Here is a 20,065-nt window from a genome sequence, read left to right as displayed (position 1 = left end):
GCTCCCCTCACCGGTTCACGGAGTCCAGCGGAAGCGCGGAGCGCGCCGCTCCAGGAACGCGGCGGCACCTTCCGCGGCTTCGCCGCTCTCCGCGGCCTCGCGCCGCCAGTGCTCGGCACGGGACGCGTCGGCGCGGCCCGAGGCGAACTCCTTCGCGGCGGCCTGCGTCAGCTGCGAACGCTCCACCAGGGTGCGCGTGAACGCGCCGACCCGCTCCGCCAGGCTCTCCGCCGGGTGCACCTCGTCCACCAGACCGGTGCGCAGCGCGCGGTCGGCGTCGATCAACTCACCGGAGAACAGCAGGTACTTGGCGGTCGCCGGTCCCACCAGCGAGACAAGCCGCCGCGTCGAGGACGCCGGATAGACGATGCCGAGCTTCGCCGGAGTGACGCCGAACAGCGCGCCCTGCGCCGCGAACCGCAGATCGCAGGCCGCCGCGAGTTGTGCGCCGCCTCCCACGCAGTGGCCGCGCACGGCGGCCAGGGTCGGCTTGGGGAACGCGCTCAGCGCCTCCTCCGCGGCCACCGCCAGCGACTGCGCGGACTCGGCGGAGTCACGCAGCGCCGAGATGTCGGCGCCCGCGCAGAAGGTGTCCTCCGCCCCCGTGACGACGAGGACGCGCACGGACGCGTCGTCCGCCAACCCCGCCAGCAGCCCGGGCAGTTCGCGCCACATCGCCTCCGTCATCGCGTTTCGCTTGGCGGGGTTGTGGAGGACGAGCGTCGTGACGCCGTCGTCGTACTCGGTGAGCAGCGTCGGCTGCGCTGGTCGTACTCGCTCCATCTGCGGATCGTAACCGGGCCGTGGCCATCGCCTGCCGGAGCGTGGATGCAAGCTCTGTCACAGAGCCGTCCCGCGCGTAAGTCTTCTGTCAAATGCCATCGATAAGTGCCGACTTGCGGTCAGTGGGCCGGACCTGGGCCTCGGCTTACCAAGACTCGTGCACGTACATCTGCAAGAACGCCCGGATGCAAGAACAGCCGGAGGAGTGGGGTGCGGGAGATGGAGAGCCGCGGGAGTGATCCGCCGGGTCCGGGCAGAGCGCCCCCGACCGCGCTGCCGGTACGGGAGTGGGCCGAAGCCCCCGTTCGCGAGGGGACCTGGCGGTTCACCGCGCCCGCGGTGGACTCCTCCGTGCCGCAGTTGCGGCACACCGTGCGGGATCTCGTCCGGCGCCAGGGCGCCGTGCCGGACGAGACCCTTCAGAACCTGCTGCTGATCCTCTCCGAGCTGGCCACCAACGCCGTACGGCACGCGGCGCTCCTGTCGCCCGAGATCGGAGTGGAGGTACGGCTCCATGGAGGGTGGCTGCGCATCGCCGTCGAGGACAGCCACCCCTACCGTCCCAAGGCCCTGGTCAACCATCCGGATCAGGAGCACATCGGCGGACGGGGCCTGCTGCTGGTCAAGATGATCACATCCGAGGCGGGCGGCATGTGCGACATCGAACAGACCGGTACGGGAGGGAAAGTGATCTGGGCGGCGCTGCCGGTGCCCGTCGCGGGCGGCGCGCTGCCGCCCGCCGTCACCAGCCGGCCGCCGCTCCCGTGACCTCGCCGATCGCGGGACGAGCCGCGTCGAGCACCGTCATGAACCAGGTGGAGAACGCCCCTTCGGCATGCCGGCGCGCCAGCTCGCCGGCGGTGACGAAGGCCGTGTCGGCGATCTCCTCGGGATCGGGGCGCAGTTCGTCGCGTACGAGCCCCGCGAACAAGTGGTTGAACTCCTGCTCCACCAGGCCCGAGTCGGGGTCGGGGTGGTTGTAGCGGACAGTGCCCGCCTCCCGCAGCAGGAACGGCGCCACGCCCAGCTCCTCGCTCACGCGCCGCGCCGCCGCCGCGAAGGGCGCCTCGCCCGGAAACGGATGCCCGCAGCAGGTGTTGGACCACACGCCGGGGGAGTGGTACTTGCCGAGCGCACGGCGCTGAAGCAGCAGACGGCCCGATTCGTCGAAGAGGAAGACGGAGAACGCGCGGTGCAGCCGGCCGGGAGCCACATGCGCGGAGACCTTCTCCGCCGTACCGATCGTGGTCCCGTCCTCGTCGACCAGTTCGAGCATGATCGGTGCCGCTGCGCTGTTCGCCATGTTGATCCTTCTATCGGGGCTGTCCGTCGTCCGTCGGCCGGCAACGCCCCAGTCTGCCGCAGATCAGTGGCACAACTTCGCTTCGTGGGCCGCATGTCCGCGCGGCTCCAGCTGGAACGTGCAGTGCTCGACGTCGAAGTGGTCACCGAGGCAGAGCTGGAGGTCGTGCAGCACCCGCTCCTGCCCCACGGAGTCCAGCATCTGCTGTGTGACGACCACGTGGGCCGAGAGAACCGGCATGCCGGAAGTGATCGTCCACACATGCAGATCGTGCAGCCCGACCACGCCGTCCACGGCGAGGATGTGCTCGCGCACCTCGGCCATGTCCACGTCGCGCGGAGCCGACTCCAGCAGCACGTCGAGCGCCTCGCGGGCCAGCTTGAGCGTCCGCGGGACGATCATCGCGCCGATGACGAGCGAGGCCACCGGGTCCGCCGCCTGCCAGCCCGTCGTCGCGACGATCAGCGCCGAGATCAGCACGGCCAGCGAACCCAGTGCGTCCGCCAGCACCTCCAGGAACGCGCCGCGCACGTTGAGGCTCTCGCGCTGGCCGCGCAGCAGCAGCGAGAGCGAGACGACGTTCGCCACGAGGCCGATGGCGCCGAAGAGCGCCGTGAGCGCACCGTTCGTCCCCGCCGGTTCGATGAACCGCTCGACGGACTCGAAGAGGATGTAGCTGCCGACGCCCAGCAGCAGGAGGCAGTTGGCGAGCGCCGCGAGGATCTCCGCGCGGGCGAGGCCGAAGGTGCGCCGCTCGCTCGGCGGCTTGTTGGCGAAGTGGATCGCGAGCAGCGCCATGCCGAGCCCGAGCGAGTCGGTGGCCATGTGGCCCGCGTCCGCGAGCAGCGCGAGCGAATCGGCGAGCAGCCCGCCGGCGATCTGCGTGACCAGGACACCGAGCGTGATGAAGAGCGCGACACGAAGCCGCTTGCGGTACGCCGCCGCTGCCGTACCGCCTGCTGCCGGAGCGGGCCCTCCGTGAGCGTGCCCAGCGCCCATCGCTGCGAGCCTCCGCGTCCTTCGTCCTGTGCGCCGCGCGCCTGTCGATCGCAAGTCAACTACGCCGGACGGGCAGGTGCAACGCGACGCTGAACACCGTTGTCATGTGCTGTGACCTGGGATTTCCGTCTGTGCCAAGGGCGGACGGGCGCCGGGCGCGCGCCGGGCACGGCCGGTGTGCGCCGCGTGCTGTCACCGTCCGCCGTGTTCCGTCACTGTCCGCCGGTGCCGTGTTCCGTCACCCGGGGTCACCGCGCTTCGGGATGCCGCAGGCACCAGCCCTCCCAGGCCGAGGTGATCATGTCGCGCACGCTGTGCCGGGCCGTCCAGCCCAGCTCCTTCTCCGCGAGCTCTGCCGAGGCGACCACACGCGCCGGGTCTCCCGGCCGCCTCGGGGCGACCTTCGCGGCGGGCTCGCGCTTGCCCGTGATCTCCGCGACCAGCGCTGCCATCTCCCGTACGGACAGGCCCTCGCCCGTGCCGATGTTGACGGTGAGATCGCGGCCGGCGTCGCCCGCGGGCCCCGAGAGCCGCCGGGCGGCGGCCAGATGCGCCTCCGCCAGATCCTTTACGTGGATGTAGTCGCGCACGCAGGTGCCGTCCGGCGTCGGATAGTCGTCACCGAAGATCAGCGGGGCCTCGCCGCGCGTGAGGGCGTCGAAGAACATCGGGACGATGTTGAAGACCCCGGTGTCCGCGAGGCGCGGCTCGGCGGTGCCCGCGACGTTGAAGTAGCGCAGACAGGCCGTGGCGATTCCGGAGGCGCGGCCCGTGGCGCGCACCAGCCACTCGCCGGTGAGCTTCGTCTCACCGTAGGGATTCACCGGCACGCAGGGCGTCTCCTCCGTGACGAGGTCGACGTCCGGGGTGCCGTAGACCGCGGCGGAGGACGAGAAGACGAAGCGGCGCACGCCCGCCGCCACGACCGCCTCCAGCAGCACCGTCAGCCCGTGCACGTTCTCCCGGTAGTAGCGCAGGGGCTGCTCGACCGACTCCCCGACCTGCTTGCGGGCGGCGAGGTGCACCACGCCGGTGACCCCGTGCTCGGCCAACGTACGGTCCAGCAGCGCCCGGTCGAGGACCGAGCCCCGCACCAGGGCGGGCTGCGCCGCCGCCCCCGGCATCCCCTCCAGACGCTCGGGCACCCCCGCCGAGAGGTCGTCCAGGACGACCACCCGCTCACCGGCCTCCGCCATCGTCCGCGCGACATGCGCCCCGATGTAGCCCGCCCCACCTGTGATCAACCACGTCATGGGCCGCAGCCTATCCGGCGCCTCGCGGGCCGGTCCGTGCCGCGAGAGCCCGCCCGCCGCCCGCCGGAGCGGGTGGTGGCGACCGGCCCCGTGGGGGCACCACCCGAACGAGGTCGCGTAGGCACCCTCCCCCTTGTCGATTCGTACGGGTTCCCGAGGTTTTCAGCCGGTTCGAATCGGCTCCGGCACCGCTTCCGGGGAGCGCCGGCGCCGGCGCGGGCACCCGCATTTGTCGCACCGTCCAAGATCGACCATGCTGTTCCGCGGCAGCGCAACACCGGCCCGGTGAACGTGCGATGAAAGACCGGCCGTTCGATCCGATAGCCTCTGCCGACGCGCCGCCCGCACCCGACGGGCCACGGCGCACCCTGCCCGCCGTCCGGCCGTCCCCAGGCCGGAACACGCGCCGTGCGAAGCGTCCAAGGAGTGAGTTCGCTGCCGACCGCCATCCTCACCGGTCCGCCGGTCGCGGGATCGTCCCTGGAGGGCGACCTGCGGTCGCTGGGGTTCGTCGTGCGCGTCGCCGCGGACACCGGCATGGTCCCGGCGGAGGTGGCCGCCGCCCCCGCCGGAGCGCGCATCGCGCTCGTCGACCCGCACTTCGTCGGCCACGTCCACAGTCTCCGCCTCGCACTGACCGACCCCCGCTTCGCGGCGGGCGCGGTCCCCGGAGCCCTCGCCGTGCAGGCAGAGGCCCGCGGCGCGCTCACGCGAGCCCTGCACCAGGCACAGTCCGCGAGCACGGCTCGTCCGATCGACTCCGCCGGCCGCGCCGCCGATGACGACGTGGCCGTCACCATGCCCGCGCGCACCCTGCCGGACGCCGTCGCCGACGCCCTCGCGTCGGACGACATCGACGTGCACCGCCCGGAGTTGGGGCTCCTGGTCGCGTCCGTGCCCATGGACGACCAGGCGCGTGCCGCCGCGCGCGGCGCCGTCGACGCCGTCGACGACGAGGCGGAGCGCCTGCACAACGCGGTCAAGTCCCGCGACGGCTTCTTCACCACCTTCTGCGTCAGCCCGTACTCGCGCTACATCGCCCGCTGGTGCGCCCGCCGCGGTCTCACCCCGAACCAGGTCACGACCGCCTCCCTCGTCACCGCGCTGATCGCCGCCGCGTGCGCCGCGACCGGCACGCGCGGGGGCTTCGTCGCCGCCGGTGTACTGCTGATCGCCTCGTTCGTCCTCGACGCCACCGACGGTCAACTCGCCCGCTACGACCTTCAGTACTCGACCCTCGGCGCCTGGCTCGACGCCACCTTCGACCGCGCCAAGGAGTACGCCTACTACGCCGGCCTCGCCCTCGGCGCCTCGCGCGGCGGCGACGACGTATGGGGGCTCGCGCTGGGCGCGATGGTGCTTCAGACCGTGCGCCACGTCGTCGACTTCTCCTTCAACGAGGCCAATCACGACGCGGCCGCCAACACCAGCCCCACCGCGGCCCTTTCGACCAGGCTCGACAGCGTCGGCTGGACGGTGTGGCTGCGCCGCATGATCGTGCTCCCGATCGGCGAACGCTGGGCGCTCATCGCGCTGCTGACCGCCTGCACCACGCCCCGCATCACCTTCGTCGTCCTCCTCGTCGGCTGCGCCCTCGCTGCCTGCTACACCACCGCCGGCCGTGTGCTGCGCTCCCTGACCAGGAAGGCGCACCGCACCGACCGCGCGGCCCGAGCCCTCGCGGACCTCGCCGACAGCGGCCCGCTCGCCGGGAGTTGCGCGGACCTGGCCCTCCGTACGGGCCTGCGCCTGCCCGCATTCGGGGCGCCCGCCGTCGCGTTCGCCGGCACGGTCGTGCTCCTCGCCACCGCCCTGTGGACACCGCCGGGCAGCGTCTGGCCCTGCATCGCCGCCCTCGTCTACGCGTCGGCCTCCGGGTTCGCCGTCGCGGACCCGCTGCGGGGCGCGCTCGACTGGCTCGCACCGCCCTTCTTCCGTACCGCTGAATACGTGCTCGTGCTCGTCCTCGCGGTACGTGCGGGAGAATCAGGCGTGAACGGCGCACTGCCCGCCGCTTTCGGGCTGGTGGCGGCGGTCGCCTACCATCACTACGACACGGTGTACCGCATCCGCGGCGGCACCGGCGCGCCTCCGCACTGGCTTGTCCGTGCGACCGGGGGTCACGAAGGTCGGGCCCTGGTCGTCGCCATCGCCTCCGCTCTGTGGGTGTCAGGCGCAGGCAGCGGCCCCGGCCAGGCGGACCGGGGCCAAGGTTTCACCATCGCGCTGACCACGCTCGCCGTGGCCATCGCGGCAGTGGTGCTCGTCGAGAGCATCCGATTCTGGGTGTCCTCCAAAGCACCCGCCGTACACGACGAAACAGGAGAACCCGCATGATCGGCCTCGTGCTGGCCGCCGGCGCCGGACGGCGTCTGCGCCCCTACACCGACACCCTCCCGAAGGCCCTCGTGCCGGTGGGCCCCGAAGGTGACGAGGAGTCCCAGACCGTCCTCGACATCGCCCTCGCCAACTTCGCAGCCGTGGGCCTCACCGACGTCGCCGTGGTGGTCGGCTACCGCAAGGAGGCCGTGTACGAGCGCAAGGAGGCGCTGGAGGAGAAGCACGGCGTCAAGCTCACCCTCGTCGACAACGACAAGGCCGAGGAGTGGAACAACGCGTACTCGCTGTGGTGCGCGCGCGAGGTCATCAAGCAGGGCGCGCTGCTCGCCAACGGCGACACCGTCCACCCCGTCTCCGTCGAGAAGACGCTCCTCGACGCCCGCGGCGGCGGCCAGAAGATCATCCTCGCCCTCGACACGGTCAAGCACCTGGACGAGGAGGAGATGAAGGTCGTCACCGACCCCGAGAAGGGCGTCCAGCAGATCACCAAGCTGATGGACCCGGCCGTCGCCAGCGGCGAGTACATCGGTCTCACCCTCATCGAGCCGGAGGCCGCCGAGGAGTTGGCCGACGCCCTGAAGGCCACCTTCGAGCGCGACCCGCAGCTCTACTACGAGGACGGCTACCAGGAGCTGGTCAACCGCGGCTTCAAGGTCGACGTCGCACCGATCGGCGACGTGCAGTGGGTCGAGATCGACAACCACGACGACCTCGCCAAGGGCAGGGAGATCGCATGCCGGTACTGACCCGCCTCATTCCGTCGCCCGTCGTCGTCGACATCAGCCGCGGCGCCCTGGACGACCTGGCGGGCCTGCTGGCCGATCAGCGGATCTCCTCCAACGGGAAGCTCGCCTTCGCCATCAGCGGTGGCTCGGGCGCGGCTCTGCGCGAGCGCTTCGCCCCCGCCCTTCCCAGCGCGGACTGGTACGAGGTCGGCGGCGGCACCATCGACGACGCCATCAAGCTCGCCGACTCCATGAAGTCCGGGCGCTACGACGCCGTCGTGGGCCTGGGCGGCGGCAAGATCATCGACTGTGCGAAGTTCGCGGCGGCGCGCATCGGCCTGCCGCTGGTGGCCGTCGCCACCAACCTCAGCCACGACGGCCTGTGTTCGCCGGTCGCCACCCTCGACAACGACGCGGGCCGCGGCTCGTACGGCGTGCCCAACCCGATCGCCGTCGTCATCGACCTCGACGTCATCAGGGAGGCCCCGGCCCGGTTCGTACGCTCCGGGATCGGTGACGCCATCTCCAACATCTCCGCCGTACGGGACTGGGAACTCGCCCACACCGTGCGGGGCGAGGACATCGACGGCCTCGCCGCGGCCATGGCCCGCCAGGCCGGAGAGGCGGTGCTGCGGCACCCGGGCGGCGTCGGCGACGACGCATTCCTCCAAGTGCTCGCCGAAGGGCTGGTGATGACCGGCATCTCGATGTCGGTCGCGGGCGACAGCCGCCCGGCGTCCGGCGCCTGCCACGAGATCAACCACGCCTTCGACCTGCTCTACCCCAAGCGCGCGGCCAGCCACGGCGAACAGTGCGGTCTCGGGGCGGCGTTCGCCACGTTCCTGCGCGGCGACCGGGAGATGTCGATGCTGATGGTCAAGGTGCTTCAGCGCCACGGGCTTCCCGTATTGCCGCACGAAATCGGCTTCGACGAGGACGAGTTCGTGAAAGTGGTCGAATACGCCCCGGATACCCGCCCCGGGCGGTACACCATTCTCGAACATCTCGACCTGTCCGCCGACCAGATCAGGGACGCTTACCGCGACTATGCACAAGCCATCAGTAGCTGAACTCCGCCCGGTCGTTCACCCCGAGGGCGTGAAGGACCGGCGCAGCGGTGAGCACTGGGCCGGGCGGCTCTACATGCGCGAGGTCTCCCTGCGCATCGACCGGCATCTGGTGAACACACGGGTCACGCCCAACCAGTTGACCTACCTGATGACAGTCGCGGGTGTCCTCGCCGCCCCGGCCCTGCTGGTGCCGGGGGCCGGCGGGGCGGTGCTCGGCGTGATCGCGGTCCAGCTCTACCTGCTGCTCGACTGCGTGGACGGCGAGCTGGCCCGCTGGAAGCAGCAGTACTCGCTCGGCGGCGTGTACCTGGACCGGGTCGGCGCCTACCTGTGCGACGCCGCCGTGCTGCTGGGCTTCGGCCTGCGCGCCGCCGACCTGTGGAGCGGGGGCCGCATCGACTGGCTGTGGGCCTTCCTGGGCACGCTCGCCGCGCTCGGCGCCGTACTGATCAAGGCCGAGACCGACCTGGTCGGTGTGGCCCGCCACCAGGGCGGGCTGCCGCCCGTGAAGGAGGCCGCGAGCGAGCCGCGTGCGTCCGGTGTGGCGCTGGCCCGCAAGGCGGCCGCGGCGCTGAAGTTCCACCGGCTGATACTCGGGATCGAGGCCTCGCTGCTGATCCTGGTCCTGGCGGTCGTGGACGAGATCAGAGGGGACCTCTTCTTCACCAGGCTCGGTGTCGCCGTGCTCGCGGGCATCGCCGTCGTCCAGACGCTGCTGCACCTGGTGTCCATCCTCGCCTCCAGCAGGCTCAAGTGACGGAGGGAGCCACCATGCCGCAGCAGAGCCCGGAGCGCTCCGTGCCGACCCCGAGGCTCGGTGCCGTCATCCTGACGATGGGCAACCGCCCCGAGGAGCTCCGTGCGCTGCTCGACTCCGTCGCGAAGCAGGACGGCGAGCAGATCGAGACCGTCGTGGTGGGTAACGGGGCGCCGCTGCCCGAGTTGCCGGAAGGTGTACGGACGGTCGAGCTTCCGGAAAACCTCGGCATCCCCGGAGGCCGCAACGTCGGCATCGAGGCGTTCGGCCCGTCCGGCGCCGAGGTCGACGCCCTGCTCTTCCTGGACGACGACGGGCTGCTGCCGGACACCGGCACCGCCGAGCTCGTCCGGGAGGCCTTCACCGCCGACCCGTCGCTGGGCATCATCAGCTTCCGCATCGCCGACCCGGACACCGGCGAGACCCAGCGCCGGCATGTGCCCAGGCTGCGGGCCGCGGACCCGATGCGCTCCTCCCGGGTGACCACGTTCCTGGGCGGCGCCAACGCCGTCCGTACGAAGGTCATCGCCGAAGTCGGCGGACTGCCGGACGAGTTCTTCTACGCCCACGAGGAGACGGATCTGGCCTGGCGGGCCCTGGATGCGGGCTGGTCGATCGACTACCGCGCCGACATGGTGCTGCACCACCCCACCACCGCCCCCAGCAGGCACGCGGTCTACCACCGCATGGTCGCCCGCAACCGCGTCTGGCTGGCCCGGCGGAACCTGCCCGCCCCGCTCATCCCCGTCTACCTCGGCGTATGGCTGGCGCTCACGCTGGCCCGCCGCCCCTCGCGGCCGGCGCTGCGCGCGTGGCTCGGCGGATTCCGGGAGGGGTGGACCCGACCGTGCGGCGGCCGCCGACCGATGCGGTGGCGTACGGTGTGGCGGCTGACCCGACTAGGTCGCCCGCCCGTGATCTGACAAGCTCGTTCTCAGCACCACCATTTCCTCCAGTTCACCTGCGCGCGTAAGGACGAAAGTTTCCAACGTGACCGAGACAACGCACGGTGGTGCGGTGGGCGTGAAGCCCCCGCCCACACCGGACGACCGTCTGTCCCCGGCCGAGCTCGCTGCGAAGTACGGCCTGTCGGTGAGCGGGGCGCGCCCCTCGCTGGCGGAGTACGTGAGGCAGCTGTGGGAGCGGCGCCACTTCATCCTCGCCTTCTCGCGGGCGAAACTCACCGCCCAGTACAGCCAGGCGAAGCTGGGGCAGCTGTGGCAGGTGGCGACGCCGCTGCTGAACGCCACCGTCTACTACTTCATCTTCGGGCTCCTGCTGGGCGGCAGGAACGGCACGCCGGGCGGCCACCAGAACTACATCCCGTTCCTGGTCACCGGCGTCTTCGTCTTCACGTTCACGCAGACCTCCGTCCTCAACGGGGTCCGTGCGATCTCCGGCAACCTCGGCCTGGTGCGCGCGCTGCACTTCCCGCGCGCCTCGCTGCCGATCTCGATCTCGTTGCAGCAGCTCCAGCAGCTGCTGTACTCGATGATCGTGCTGGTCGCCATCCTCATCGGATTCGGGCATCTGCCCACGTGGTCCTGGCTGCTGATCTTTCCCACGCTGGCCTGCCAGTTCCTCTTCAACACCGGCATGGCACTGATCATGGCCCGGCTGGGCAGCAAGACCCCCGACCTGGCTCAGCTCATGCCCTTCGTACTGCGTACGTGGATGTACGGGTCCGGCGTGATGTTCCCGCTGGAGCCCATGCTGCGCGGCCGGGCGCACGCGCAGGGATGGCTGGTGGACATCATCCAGGCCAATCCGGCGGCCGTGTACATGGACCTCATGCGCTTCTCGTTCATCGACGGATACACCCCGGCGGACCTTCCGCCCCACGTGTGGTCGCTGGCGCTGGGCTGGGGGCTGCTGATCGGCATCGGCGGATTTGTTTTCTTCTGGAAGTCGGAGGAGCGTTATGGCCGTGGCTGAGGAGACCCAGGAGGAGACGAAGACGGTCCAGCAGCAGGCGGCCCCTGCTCACCAGGAACCCTGGGTTCCCACCGTCATCGCCGAGGATCTGCACATCGTCTACCGCGTCTACGGCGGCGCGCGGGGCAAGGGCAGCGCCACCGCGGCGCTGAGCCGGATCATCCGCCGCAAGCCGGGCGGCGGCAGCGTCCGCGAGGTGCACGCGGTCAGGGGCGTCAGCTTCACCGCGTACCGCGGCCAGGCCGTCGGCCTGATCGGCTCCAACGGCTCGGGCAAGTCGACGCTGCTGCGTGCCATCGCGGGCCTGCTGCCCCCCGAGAGCGGGCGCGTCTACACCAACGGCCAGCCGTCGCTGCTCGGAGTCAACGCCGCGCTGATGAACGACCTGACGGGCGAGCGGAACGTCGTGCTCGGCGGACTGGCGATGGGGATGTCGCGCGACGAGGTCGCCGAGCGCTACCAGGGGATCGTCGACTTCTCCGGCATCAACGAGAAGGGCGACTTCATCACGCTGCCGATGCGCACGTACTCGTCCGGCATGTCGGCCCGGCTGCGGTTCTCCATCGCCGCCGCCAAGGACCACGACGTGCTGATGATCGACGAGGCGCTGGCGACGGGCGACAAGAAGTTCCAGCGGCGCTCGGAGCAGCGCGTCCGCGAGCTGCGTGAGGAGGCCGGCACGGTCTTCCTCGTCAGCCACAACAACAAGTCGATCCGCGACACGTGCGAGCGGACGCTGTGGCTGGAGAAGGGCGAGCTCGTGCACGACGGCCCGACGGAGGAAGTGCTCAAGGAGTACGAGAAGTTCACGGGCAAGTAGGTCCGCGGGCCCGTACGGAGTTGCCAGCCCGTACGCGCAGAACACAGCAGCGGCTGATCCGGTTCCGTACCGGATCAGCCGCTGTCTTCCGTGGCGGGGCCCCGGACCGAGGCGCGGGGCGACGGACCGCTGAGGCCCTCGTCAGACCCCGGCTCCCGTGGTTTCCCCGGCCTGTTCCATCTCCTGCCCCGGCTGCGGGTCCAGGCTCGACCGTGCCGGCGTCCGGGCCCCCGCGACCGGCGCGGCCGACTCGTCCAGTCCGACCTTGCCGTGCAGCTTCCGCAGCACGCGCGGCGCGTACCAGGCACCGCGTCCCAGCAGCCGCATCGCGGCGGGCACGAGCACTCCCCGCACGGCGACCGCGTCGATGAGGATCGCCAGCCCGCTGCCCAGGCCGAACATCTGGAGGAAGCTGATCTCGCTGGTCGCGAAGGCGAAGAAGCTCACGGCCAGCAGCCCCGCCGCCATCGTCACGATGCGCCCGGTGCGCGAGAGCCCGCGGGTGACGGCCGTCGCGTTGGCCTCGCCGGCGTCGTGCAGCTCCTTGATGCGGCTGGTGACGAAGACCTCGTAGTCCATGGAGAGCCCGAAGACGATGCAGAACATCAGGACCGTCATCGAGGTGTCCATGGGCATCTCGGTGAAGCCCAGGACCGACGAGAGGTGTCCCTCCTGGAAGATCCACACCATCGCGCCGATCGACGCCGTCAGGCTCACCGCGTTGAGTACGAGCGCCCGCAGCGGCTGGACGACGCTGCCGGTGAAGAGGAAGAGCAGCACGAAGGTCGTGCCGACGACCATGCCGACGGCACCCGGAAGCCGGTCGCCGATCGACGCCTTGGTGTCCACGAGCTGCGCGTCGCGCCCGCCCACCAGTGCCTCGCCGCCGCCGGGAGCCGGCACGTCGCGGACGCTGTGCACGACGTCCTGCCGCTCCGCGCTTCCGGTGCCCGACTCCGGCGTGACGGTGAGCAGTTGCGCGTCGGGCTTGCCGAGCGCCAGTTGCGCGCGGCCGGCCGGCGCGGACTTCCCGTCGGTGTAGACGCCGCTGCTCGCCTGGACGCGGGCCACGCCGTCGAGGCGTGAGAGGTGCTTCGCGTAGGAGTCGAGTTCGTCCGCGGGCACTCCGGCGGTGGTGACGATCTGGAGGCCCTCGGTGGAGCTGCCGGGGAAGTCCTTCTCCAGCGCGGTGCTGACCTGCCGGCTCTGCGCGTCCTCGGGCAGCACGCGCTCGTCCGGCATCCCGAAACGGGCGCCCAGCAGCGGGCTCGCGGCGAGCAGCAGCACGGCCAGCACCGGCAGCGCGGTGAGCACGGGCCGGCGCATGACCGTACGAGCGACCGTGCCCCACATCGGCGCGTCCGGGCGCCGTACGGCATCGGCCCAGGGCAGCCGCCCCTTGTTGACGCGGTGACCGAGCACCGCCAGCAGCGCCGGCACGACGATCAGCGCCGCGATCGCCGCGATGGCGACGACCCCGATCCCGGCGTACGCGAACGACCGCAGGAAGAACGGCGGGAACAGCAGCAGCGCCGACAGCGCCGCGACCACGGTGGCCGCCGAGAAGGCGATCGTGCGTCCGGCCGTCGCCACGGTCGTACGCAGCGCGTCCCCGACCTCGTCCCCCGCGGAGAGCCGTTCACGGAAGCGGCTGACGATGAGCAGCCCGTAGTCGATGCCGAGCCCGAGTCCGAGCGCGGTGGTGAGGTTGATGGAGAAGACCGAGACGTCGGTGAGGCTGCCGAGGACGAACAGCTCGGCGAAGGTGCCGAGGGTCGCGATCAGCCCGATCGCGAGCGGCAGCAGCGCCGCCACGAAGCTGCCGAAGGCGATGACGAGCAGAACGAGCGTCAGGGGCACGGCGATCGACTCGGCTATCGCCAGATCCGCCGAGACCTGTTCGGAGATGTCGTTGTTCAGCGCGGCGCCGCCGCCCGCCCGCACGTCGACCGGACCCTGGTCACCGCTCCACTTGTCGGTGACCTCCCTGGCGTGCTCGGCGACGTCGGTGCTGTCGCCCCGCACGTGCGCCAGTACGAGCGCCTGCGAGCCGTCACGGGAGGTCAGTGCCGAGCCCCCGGCGTCCCAGTACGAGGAGACCCGGGAGATCTGCGGCTCCTGCTTCAGATCCTTCGTGAGCTTCCGGCCGGCCTCGCGCGCGGCTGAGGTGTTCAGGTCCCCGTCGTCCGCCCGTACCAGCAGCACGAGGTTGTCCTCGCCGCCGAACTTGTCCGCGATGAGCGTCTGCGCGCGGCTCGAAGGCGCGTCGGGATCCTCGAACCCTCCGGCCTGGAGCTTGCCGAAGGCGCCGAAGCCGATGGCTCCCATGGCCACCACTGCGATCAGGCTGAGTACGAGCAGGGCCCGTGGCCGGCGCAGGGCCAGCTCCGCGATTCGTCGTAGCACTGTCTTCGTCCCCCCATGAGGCGTCCGCGCCGATGTTTACGGCGTCAACATAGACTGTGGCAGCGGATGTTAATGCTGTCAACATCGGGCAGGATGAAAGCATGACGGACATGGAGACCGGCGGAACGGGCGCGGACCGCGCGGCGAAGAACGGGGAGGACGCGGGGGAGGAGCGCGCCTCCCGTACGGGCGGCCGGGCCGCCGGCGGAAAGGGCGCCTACCACCACGGCGACCTGCGCAACGCGCTGATCGAGGCCGCCACCGACCTCGCCCGCGAGGGCGGGCCCGAGTCCGTCGTGCTGCGCGCCGCCGCCCGCCGCGTCGGCGTCTCACCGACGGCCGCCTACCGGCACTTCGCCGGTCAGGCCGAACTCCTGCACGCGGTCAAGGAGCTGGGCCAGGAGCGCCTGGCCGACAGCATGGAGGCCGCGAGCCGAACGGGCACCGACCCCGGCAGCGGCCCGGAGGCCGCCGAGGCGCGGCTGCGTGCGCTCGGGCACGGCTACCTCTCGTTCGCTCTCGCCGAGTCGGGCCTCTACCGGGTCGCCTTCTGTCCCGACACGCTCCATCTGAGCCCGGTGGACGGCACCGTGAACTCCGATCGTGAGGACGGCGGCTGGGAGGCCCGCTCGTTCGCGATCCTGATCCAGGTCCTGGACGCCCTCGTCGAGCACGGGCGGATGCCCGCGGAGCGGCGTCCGGGCGCGGAGATCACGGCCTGGTCGACGGTGCACGGGCTGGCGATGCTCTGCCTGGACGGCGTTCTGACGCAGCTGTCGTCCGAGGAGGTCCACGCCATGGCCGAGCGCGCCTTCGACGTTCTCATCGCCGGTTTCACCGCGCCGGTCACACCCGCCGGTCCCGCCGCGTCCTCAACCGGGCACTGACGCGCGGCTGTCGCCCCGCGGGCCTGCCGCCGGGCCGCGACCTGCCGTTTCCGTACGCCGGTCGCCCCCGTTCCGCGAGCGCCGCGAGGAGCCGCCGCGGGCGGCCGTGAGCGCCCAGGCCGCCGCCGTGCCGGAGCGGCGTGTCCGAAATAGGATGTTTTCGCCCAGCGGTGTAGAAACGGAGATGTGACGGCAATGGCCCCTGGCAGCACGTGGTGAGCGCCGAGGCGGACGCGCATGCGCGTGCCGTCCTCGCCAAGGCCACGCGGGAGAACTTCCCAGTGGCGCCCGGATTCCTGCCGCGCGAATGGCGCTACGACCTGATGGCCGTCTACGGCTACGCCCGGCTCGTCGACGACATCGGCGACGGCGATCTCGCCCCCGGCGGTCTCGACGCGAAGTTCCTGGGCCTCGGCCCCGGATGGGGGAGCGAGCCCGGTGCCGACCGCCTCGCGATGCTCGACGCCTTCGAGGCCGATCTGCGCGGTCTCTTCGACGACGGCCGTCCCGCCCCGGGCCATCCGCTGCTGCGGGCCCTCGCGCCCACCGTGCGGCGCCGCAACCTCACCCCCGAACCGTTCCTCGCCCTCATCGAGGCCAACCGCCAGGACCAGAAGGTCCGCCGCTACGCCGACCACGCCGAACTGCTCGGCTACTGCGAGCTGTCGGCCAACCCCGTCGGCCATCTCGTCCTCGCCATCACCGGAGCCGCGACACCCGAGCGGATCCGGTACTCCGACGACGTGTGCACAGCGCTCCAGATCGTCGAGCACCTCCAGGACGTCGCCGAGGACCTCGGCCGCGACCGCATCTACCTCCCCGCCGAAGACATGGCCCGCTTCCACGTCACCGAGTCGGACCTCGCCGCACCGCGGGCCAGCGCATCCGTCCGCGCGCTGCTGGCCTACGAGGCCGAGCGCGCCCGGGACCTGCTCTCGGCGGGCGACCCCCTCGTGGCCAGCGTCCGCGGGCGACTCCGGCTGCTGCTCGCAGGGTTCACCGGCGGTGGACGGGCCGTCCTCCGCGCCATCAGCCGTGCCGGATACGACGTACTCCCAGGACCTCCCCGGGCCACCACGCGCGGGCTGCTGCGCGAGGTGGCCGCAACCCTGCGACGAGAGGGGTGAGCGGACCGTGGACAGAGCCCGGCCCGTACCGTATGTGCCGCCGCCGGTGGCCGCCGCGTACGACTACTGCGAGTCCGTCACGGGTCAGCAGGCCCGCAACTTCGCCTACGGAATCCGGCTGCTGCCGACCGGGAAGCGCCGGGCCATGTCCGCTCTCTACGCGTTCTCCCGGCGCGTCGACGACATCGGCGACGGCCCTCTCGAAGAGTCCGTCAAGGTGGCCAGGCTGGAGGAGACCCGGGAACTGCTCGGCCGCATCCGCGACGGAGCCATCCAGCAGGACGACACGGACCCGGTGGCGGTCGCCCTGAGCGACGCCGCGCGCCGCTATCCCGTCCCGATGGGCGGGCTCGACGAACTCATCGACGGCGTGCTGCTGGACGTGCGCGGCACCACCTACGGCAGCTGGGAGGAGCTGGAGGTCTACTGCCAGTGCGTGGCCGGTGCGATCGGCCGCCTCTCGCTCGGCGTCTTCGGCACCCTCCCCGGGGTGCGCGACGCGGTACGCGCCTCCGAGTACGCCAACACTCTCGGGCTCGCGCTCCAACTCACCAATATCCTCAGGGATCTTCGGGAAGACGCCGATCACGGACGTACGTATCTGCCCGCGGAGGATCTTGAAAAGTTCGGCTGCTCCACCGACTTCCGCAGCGAAGTACAGCCCGGCAGCGACTTCCGCGGGCTGGTGCATCACGAAGTCCAGCGCGCCCGCGCCCTGTTCGACCAGGGCTACCGGCTGCTTCCACTGCTCGACCGCAGGTCCGGTGCCTGCGTCGCGGCGATGGCCGGGATCTACCACCGTCTGCTGGAACGTATCGCCGCCGATCCGTACGCCGTGCTGCGCGAGCGCGTCTCCCTGCCGAGCAGGCAGAAGGCGTACGTCGCGGTGCGTGGGCTCACCGGGATCGACGCCCGGTACGCCGCGAGACGGAGAGTGCGCACATGACCGGGCATGACGAGACCGGGGCGGCTCGTCCCGGCTCCCGCCGGGAGCGCCGCGCCGTCGTGATCGGCGGGGGCATCGCGGGGACCACCGCGGCGCTGCGGCTGGCCGACGCGGGGGTGACCACCACGCTCCTGGAGTCGCGTCCGCGCCTCGGCGGGCTGGCGTTCTCCTTCCGCCGCGATTCGGCGGCCGGGAGGCTGACTGTCGACAACGGGCAGCATGTGCACCTGGGTTGCTGCACCGCCTACACCTGGTTCCTGGAGCGCATCGGCGGGGCCGGGCTCGCGCCGCTGCAAGAACGCCTCGACGTCCCCGTCCTCGATGTGGGCCGCGAGCGGCCGCGGTTGAGCAGGCTGCGCCGCAACTCCCTCCCCGTACCACTGCACTTGGCCGCGAGCCTGGCCGGCTACCGGCATCTGACACCGGGGGAGAGGGCCCGGGTGGGGCGTGCGGCGCTCGCGCTGGACGGGCTCGACCCGGCCGATCCCGCCCTGGACGACGTCGACTTCGCGTCCTGGCTGCACCGGCAGGGCCAGAGCGACCGCGCGATCCGCGCGCTCTGGGACCTCGTGGGAACCGCCACCCTCAACGCCCGTGCCCCGCATGCCTCGTTGGGCCTCGCGGCGATGGTCTTCCGGACCGGCCTGCTCTCCGAGCCGGGCGCCGCCGACATCGGGATCTCCTGCGTACCGCTCGGGCACCTGCACGACACGCTCGCGCGGAAGGCCCTGCGCGCCGCCGGCGTACGGACCCTGACGCAGGCACGGGCCCGCGCGGTGACCGCGGCGGAGGGCGGCGGGTGGACCGTCTCCGCCGAGCACGGGCAGGCCTCCGGGGGCGATCACGGTGAACACCGCGCCGACGCCGTCGTCATCGCCGTACCGCAGCACGAGGCGCACCGTCTGCTGCCCGGGGGAGCGCTGCCCGCGCCCGGCAGACTGCTGGAGATCGGCACCTCCCCGATCCTCAACCTCCATGTGATCTACGACCGCCGCGTGCTGCGGCGCCCCTTCTTCGCCGCGCTCGGATCGCCCGTGCAATGGGTATTCGACCGCACCGGCCCCTCGGGGCTCGGCAGCGGCCAGTACCTCGCGGTCTCCCAGTCGGCCGCGCACGCGGAGATCGACAAGCCCGTCGCGGCACTTCGTGAGCGCTATCTGCCGGAGCTCGCCCGGCTGCTGCCCGCCGCCCGGACCGCGCACGTGGTCGACTTCTTCGTCACCCGGGAGCGCACCGCCACCTTCGATCCGCGGCCCGGCGTCGGCCGGTTGCGCCCCGCCGCCCGCACCGCCGCGCCCGGCGTCTGCCTCGCCGGAGCTTGGACCGACACCGGCTGGCCCGCGACCATGGAGAGCGCCGTACGGAGTGGAACGACCGCCGCCAGGGAAGCCCTCAACGTCATGGGCCGTCCGTACGACAATGATCGGGTGCCAGGCACCACAGGAAAGGGCGGTGGCATGAGCAGCGCCGACACAGGCGGCACGTCCCGGCAGCGCAGACGGACGGCACGCACGGAACCTCCCACACACGCAGCACCCCGTACATCCGCAGCACCCCACGCGCCGGCATCGCGAGCAGCGGTGCCCGCACGCCCCGCACAGAACGCAGAGGAGACCCCGTGACCACGGCGAACCAGCACCCCGTCGTCGACAACACGAGCGTCAGCGCTCTGCTGGAGCGTGGGCGCAGGCTCGCCACTCCCGTGCTGCGCGAGGCGATCGGCCGGCTCGCACCTCCGATGGACACCGTCGCCGCCTACCACTTCGGCTGGATCGACGAGGCCGGGCGCCCCTCGGAGGCGCACGGCGGCAAGGCCGTACGCCCTTCGCTCGCGCTGCTCTCGGCCGAGGTCACCGGCGCAGCTCCCGAGACGGGCCTGCCCGGCGCCGTGGCCGTCGAGCTCGTGCACAATTTCTCGCTGCTGCACGACGACCTGATGGACGGCGACGAGCAGCGCCGCCACCGCGACACCGTGTGGAAGGTGCACGGCCCCGCCCAGGCGATCCTCGTCGGCGACGCGCTGTTCGCCCTCGCCAACGAAATACTGCTGGAGCCGGGCACCGCCGAGGCCGGCCGCGCGACGCGGCGGCTGACCCGGGCCACCCGAAAGCTCATCGACGGTCAGGCGCAGGACATCTCGTACGAGCACCGCGAGCAGGTCACGGTCGAGGAGTGCCTGGAGATGGAGGGCAACAAGACCGGCGCGCTGCTGGCCTGTGCCGTCTCCGTCGGAGCCGTGCTCGGCGGCGCCGACGACCGCACGGCCGACGCCCTGGAGTCCTACGGCTACCACCTCGGGCTCGCCTTCCAGGCCGTCGACGACCTGCTGGGCATCTGGGGCGACCCCGAGGCCACCGGCAAGCAGGCGTGGAGCGACCTGCGGCAGCGCAAGAAGTCGCTGCCCGTCGTGGCCGCGCTCTCCTCGTCCGACCCGGCGGCCACGCGCCTGGCCGACCTGATGAGGACCGACGCGAAGAAGAGCCAGGAGGAGTTCGAGGACTTCGACGAGGCCGAGTTCGCCACGCGTGCCGCGCTGATCGAGGAGGCGGGCGGCCGCGAGTGGACCTCGGCGGAGGCGCAGCGGCAGCACACCAAGGCCCTCGCCGCCCTCGAACCGGTCGACATGCCCGTCCACGTGCGCGACCAGCTGGTCGCGCTGGCCGACTTCGTCGTCGTACGACAGCGATGACCACCCTGCCCCGGCGCTCGCGGCG

Annotated in this window: 17 protein-coding genes and 1 pseudogene; 13 read left to right on the top strand and 5 right to left on the bottom strand. The window is 71.6% G+C overall.

What is annotated here, in order from left to right; all coding sequences use genetic code 11:
- Positions 1-15: 15 nt before the first annotated feature.
- Positions 16-783 (bottom strand): enoyl-CoA hydratase/isomerase family protein, encoded by a 768-nt coding sequence (locus QQM67_RS14345; protein ID WP_314174203.1) that lies wholly within the window; start codon positions 781-783, stop codon positions 16-18.
- A gap of 219 nt (positions 784-1,002) precedes the next feature.
- Between QQM67_RS14345 and QQM67_RS14340 the strand changes: the two genes are divergently transcribed.
- Positions 1,003-1,551, top strand: a complete 549-nt coding sequence (locus tag QQM67_RS14340; RefSeq protein ID WP_314174484.1) for an ATP-binding protein — start codon at positions 1,003-1,005, stop codon at positions 1,549-1,551.
- Here the strand turns inward: QQM67_RS14340 and idi are convergent.
- The 3 genes from idi to galE all read right to left on the bottom strand — a co-directional run bounded on the left by idi (position 1,526) and on the right by galE (position 4,338).
- A complete protein-coding gene (gene idi, locus QQM67_RS14335; RefSeq protein ID WP_314174202.1) occupies positions 1,526-2,086 on the bottom strand; it encodes an isopentenyl-diphosphate Delta-isomerase in 561 nt (186 codons plus the stop codon). The genes QQM67_RS14340 and idi overlap by 26 nt on opposite strands.
- Positions 2,087-2,149: 63 nt before the next feature.
- A complete protein-coding gene (locus QQM67_RS14330) occupies positions 2,150-3,085 on the bottom strand; it encodes a cation diffusion facilitator family transporter (RefSeq protein WP_314174201.1) in 936 nt (311 codons plus the stop codon).
- A 248-nt stretch (positions 3,086-3,333) separates the two neighbouring features.
- A complete protein-coding gene (gene galE / locus QQM67_RS14325; protein ID WP_314174200.1) occupies positions 3,334-4,338 on the bottom strand; it encodes a UDP-glucose 4-epimerase GalE in 1,005 nt (334 codons plus the stop codon).
- Positions 4,339-4,773: 435 nt separating this feature from the next.
- On the opposite strand from galE, the gene QQM67_RS14320 reads away from it, so the two are divergent.
- The 7 genes from QQM67_RS14320 to QQM67_RS14290 all read left to right on the top strand — a co-directional run bounded on the left by QQM67_RS14320 (position 4,774) and on the right by QQM67_RS14290 (position 11,985).
- On the top strand, positions 4,774-6,675 hold the full coding sequence (locus tag QQM67_RS14320) for a DUF5941 domain-containing protein (RefSeq protein WP_314174483.1): 1,902 nt from the start codon (positions 4,774-4,776) through the stop codon (positions 6,673-6,675).
- The gene (locus tag QQM67_RS14315; RefSeq protein WP_314174199.1) at positions 6,672-7,424 is read left to right on the top strand and encodes a phosphocholine cytidylyltransferase family protein; all 753 of its coding nucleotides are present in this window, start codon (positions 6,672-6,674) and stop codon (positions 7,422-7,424) included. Before QQM67_RS14320 ends, QQM67_RS14315 begins: the two co-directional genes overlap by 4 nt.
- Positions 7,412-8,473 carry an iron-containing alcohol dehydrogenase family protein gene (locus QQM67_RS14310; RefSeq protein WP_314174198.1) on the top strand — a complete coding sequence of 354 codons (1,062 nt, stop codon included), beginning with the start codon at positions 7,412-7,414 and terminating at the stop codon, positions 8,471-8,473. Before QQM67_RS14315 ends, QQM67_RS14310 begins: the two co-directional genes overlap by 13 nt.
- Complete coding sequence (locus tag QQM67_RS14305) at positions 8,451-9,230, top strand: CDP-alcohol phosphatidyltransferase family protein (RefSeq protein ID WP_314174196.1); 780 nt, start codon at positions 8,451-8,453, stop codon at positions 9,228-9,230. Before QQM67_RS14310 ends, QQM67_RS14305 begins: the two co-directional genes overlap by 23 nt.
- Positions 9,231-9,244: 14 nt before the next feature.
- The gene (locus QQM67_RS14300; RefSeq protein ID WP_314174195.1) at positions 9,245-10,153 is read left to right on the top strand and encodes a glycosyltransferase family 2 protein; all 909 of its coding nucleotides are present in this window, start codon (positions 9,245-9,247) and stop codon (positions 10,151-10,153) included.
- A 67-nt stretch (positions 10,154-10,220) separates the two neighbouring features.
- Positions 10,221-11,165 carry an ABC transporter permease gene (locus QQM67_RS14295; protein ID WP_314174194.1) on the top strand — a complete coding sequence of 315 codons (945 nt, stop codon included), beginning with the start codon at positions 10,221-10,223 and terminating at the stop codon, positions 11,163-11,165.
- Entirely contained in the window at positions 11,152-11,985 is an 834-nt protein-coding gene (locus QQM67_RS14290) for an ABC transporter ATP-binding protein (RefSeq protein WP_314174193.1), read from the top strand. The genes QQM67_RS14295 and QQM67_RS14290 overlap by 14 nt, the downstream gene beginning before the upstream one ends.
- Before the next feature lie 141 nt (positions 11,986-12,126).
- On the opposite strand, the gene QQM67_RS14285 is transcribed toward QQM67_RS14290, so the two are convergent.
- Positions 12,127-14,391: an MMPL family transporter gene (locus tag QQM67_RS14285; protein ID WP_314174192.1), complete on the bottom strand. Its 2,265-nt coding sequence runs from the start codon at positions 14,389-14,391 to the stop codon at positions 12,127-12,129.
- A 101-nt stretch (positions 14,392-14,492) separates the two neighbouring features.
- Between QQM67_RS14285 and QQM67_RS14280 the strand changes: the two genes are divergently transcribed.
- The 5 genes and pseudogenes from QQM67_RS14280 to QQM67_RS14260 all read left to right on the top strand — a co-directional run bounded on the left by QQM67_RS14280 (position 14,493) and on the right by QQM67_RS14260 (position 20,040).
- On the top strand, positions 14,493-15,278 hold the full coding sequence (locus tag QQM67_RS14280) for a TetR/AcrR family transcriptional regulator (RefSeq protein WP_314174191.1): 786 nt from the start codon (positions 14,493-14,495) through the stop codon (positions 15,276-15,278).
- A gap of 212 nt (positions 15,279-15,490) precedes the next feature.
- Positions 15,491-16,405 (top strand): squalene synthase HpnC, encoded by a 915-nt coding sequence (hpnC, locus tag QQM67_RS14275; protein ID WP_314174190.1) that lies wholly within the window; start codon positions 15,491-15,493, stop codon positions 16,403-16,405.
- Positions 16,406-16,412: 7 nt separating this feature from the next.
- The gene (gene hpnD / locus QQM67_RS14270) at positions 16,413-17,351 is read left to right on the top strand and encodes a presqualene diphosphate synthase HpnD (RefSeq protein WP_314174189.1); all 939 of its coding nucleotides are present in this window, start codon (positions 16,413-16,415) and stop codon (positions 17,349-17,351) included.
- Positions 17,348-18,772, top strand: a pseudogene (gene hpnE, locus QQM67_RS14265) (hydroxysqualene dehydroxylase HpnE); the annotation flags it as partial. The gene hpnD and the pseudogene hpnE, both read left to right, overlap by 4 nt.
- Positions 18,773-18,969: 197 nt before the next feature.
- Positions 18,970-20,040 (top strand): polyprenyl synthetase family protein, encoded by a 1,071-nt coding sequence (locus tag QQM67_RS14260; protein ID WP_314174187.1) that lies wholly within the window; start codon positions 18,970-18,972, stop codon positions 20,038-20,040.
- Positions 20,041-20,065 lie beyond the last annotated feature (25 nt).

This window comes from Streptomyces winkii (genome assembly GCF_032248595.1).
GTDB classification, from domain to species: Bacteria; Actinomycetota; Actinomycetes; order Streptomycetales; family Streptomycetaceae; genus Streptomyces; species Streptomyces winkii.
Note: the sequence above shows the minus strand (reverse complement) of the source record. Positions and strands in the feature narration are given on the sequence as shown.

Coding starts and splice junctions, on each gene's coding strand:
- QQM67_RS14345 (WP_314174203.1), bottom strand. CDS start 783: ATGGAGCGAGTACGACCAGCGCAGCCGACGCTGCTCACCGAGTACGAC.
- QQM67_RS14340 (WP_314174484.1), top strand. CDS start 1,003: ATGGAGAGCCGCGGGAGTGATCCGCCGGGTCCGGGCAGAGCGCCCCCG.
- idi (WP_314174202.1), bottom strand. CDS start 2,086: ATGGCGAACAGCGCAGCGGCACCGATCATGCTCGAACTGGTCGACGAG.
- QQM67_RS14330 (WP_314174201.1), bottom strand. CDS start 3,085: ATGGGCGCTGGGCACGCTCACGGAGGGCCCGCTCCGGCAGCAGGCGGT.
- galE (WP_314174200.1), bottom strand. CDS start 4,338: ATGACGTGGTTGATCACAGGTGGGGCGGGCTACATCGGGGCGCATGTC.
- QQM67_RS14315 (WP_314174199.1), top strand. CDS start 6,672: ATGATCGGCCTCGTGCTGGCCGCCGGCGCCGGACGGCGTCTGCGCCCC.
- QQM67_RS14310 (WP_314174198.1), top strand. CDS start 7,412: ATGCCGGTACTGACCCGCCTCATTCCGTCGCCCGTCGTCGTCGACATC.
- QQM67_RS14305 (WP_314174196.1), top strand. CDS start 8,451: ATGCACAAGCCATCAGTAGCTGAACTCCGCCCGGTCGTTCACCCCGAG.
- QQM67_RS14300 (WP_314174195.1), top strand. CDS start 9,245: ATGCCGCAGCAGAGCCCGGAGCGCTCCGTGCCGACCCCGAGGCTCGGT.
- QQM67_RS14290 (WP_314174193.1), top strand. CDS start 11,152: ATGGCCGTGGCTGAGGAGACCCAGGAGGAGACGAAGACGGTCCAGCAG.
- QQM67_RS14280 (WP_314174191.1), top strand. CDS start 14,493: ATGACGGACATGGAGACCGGCGGAACGGGCGCGGACCGCGCGGCGAAG.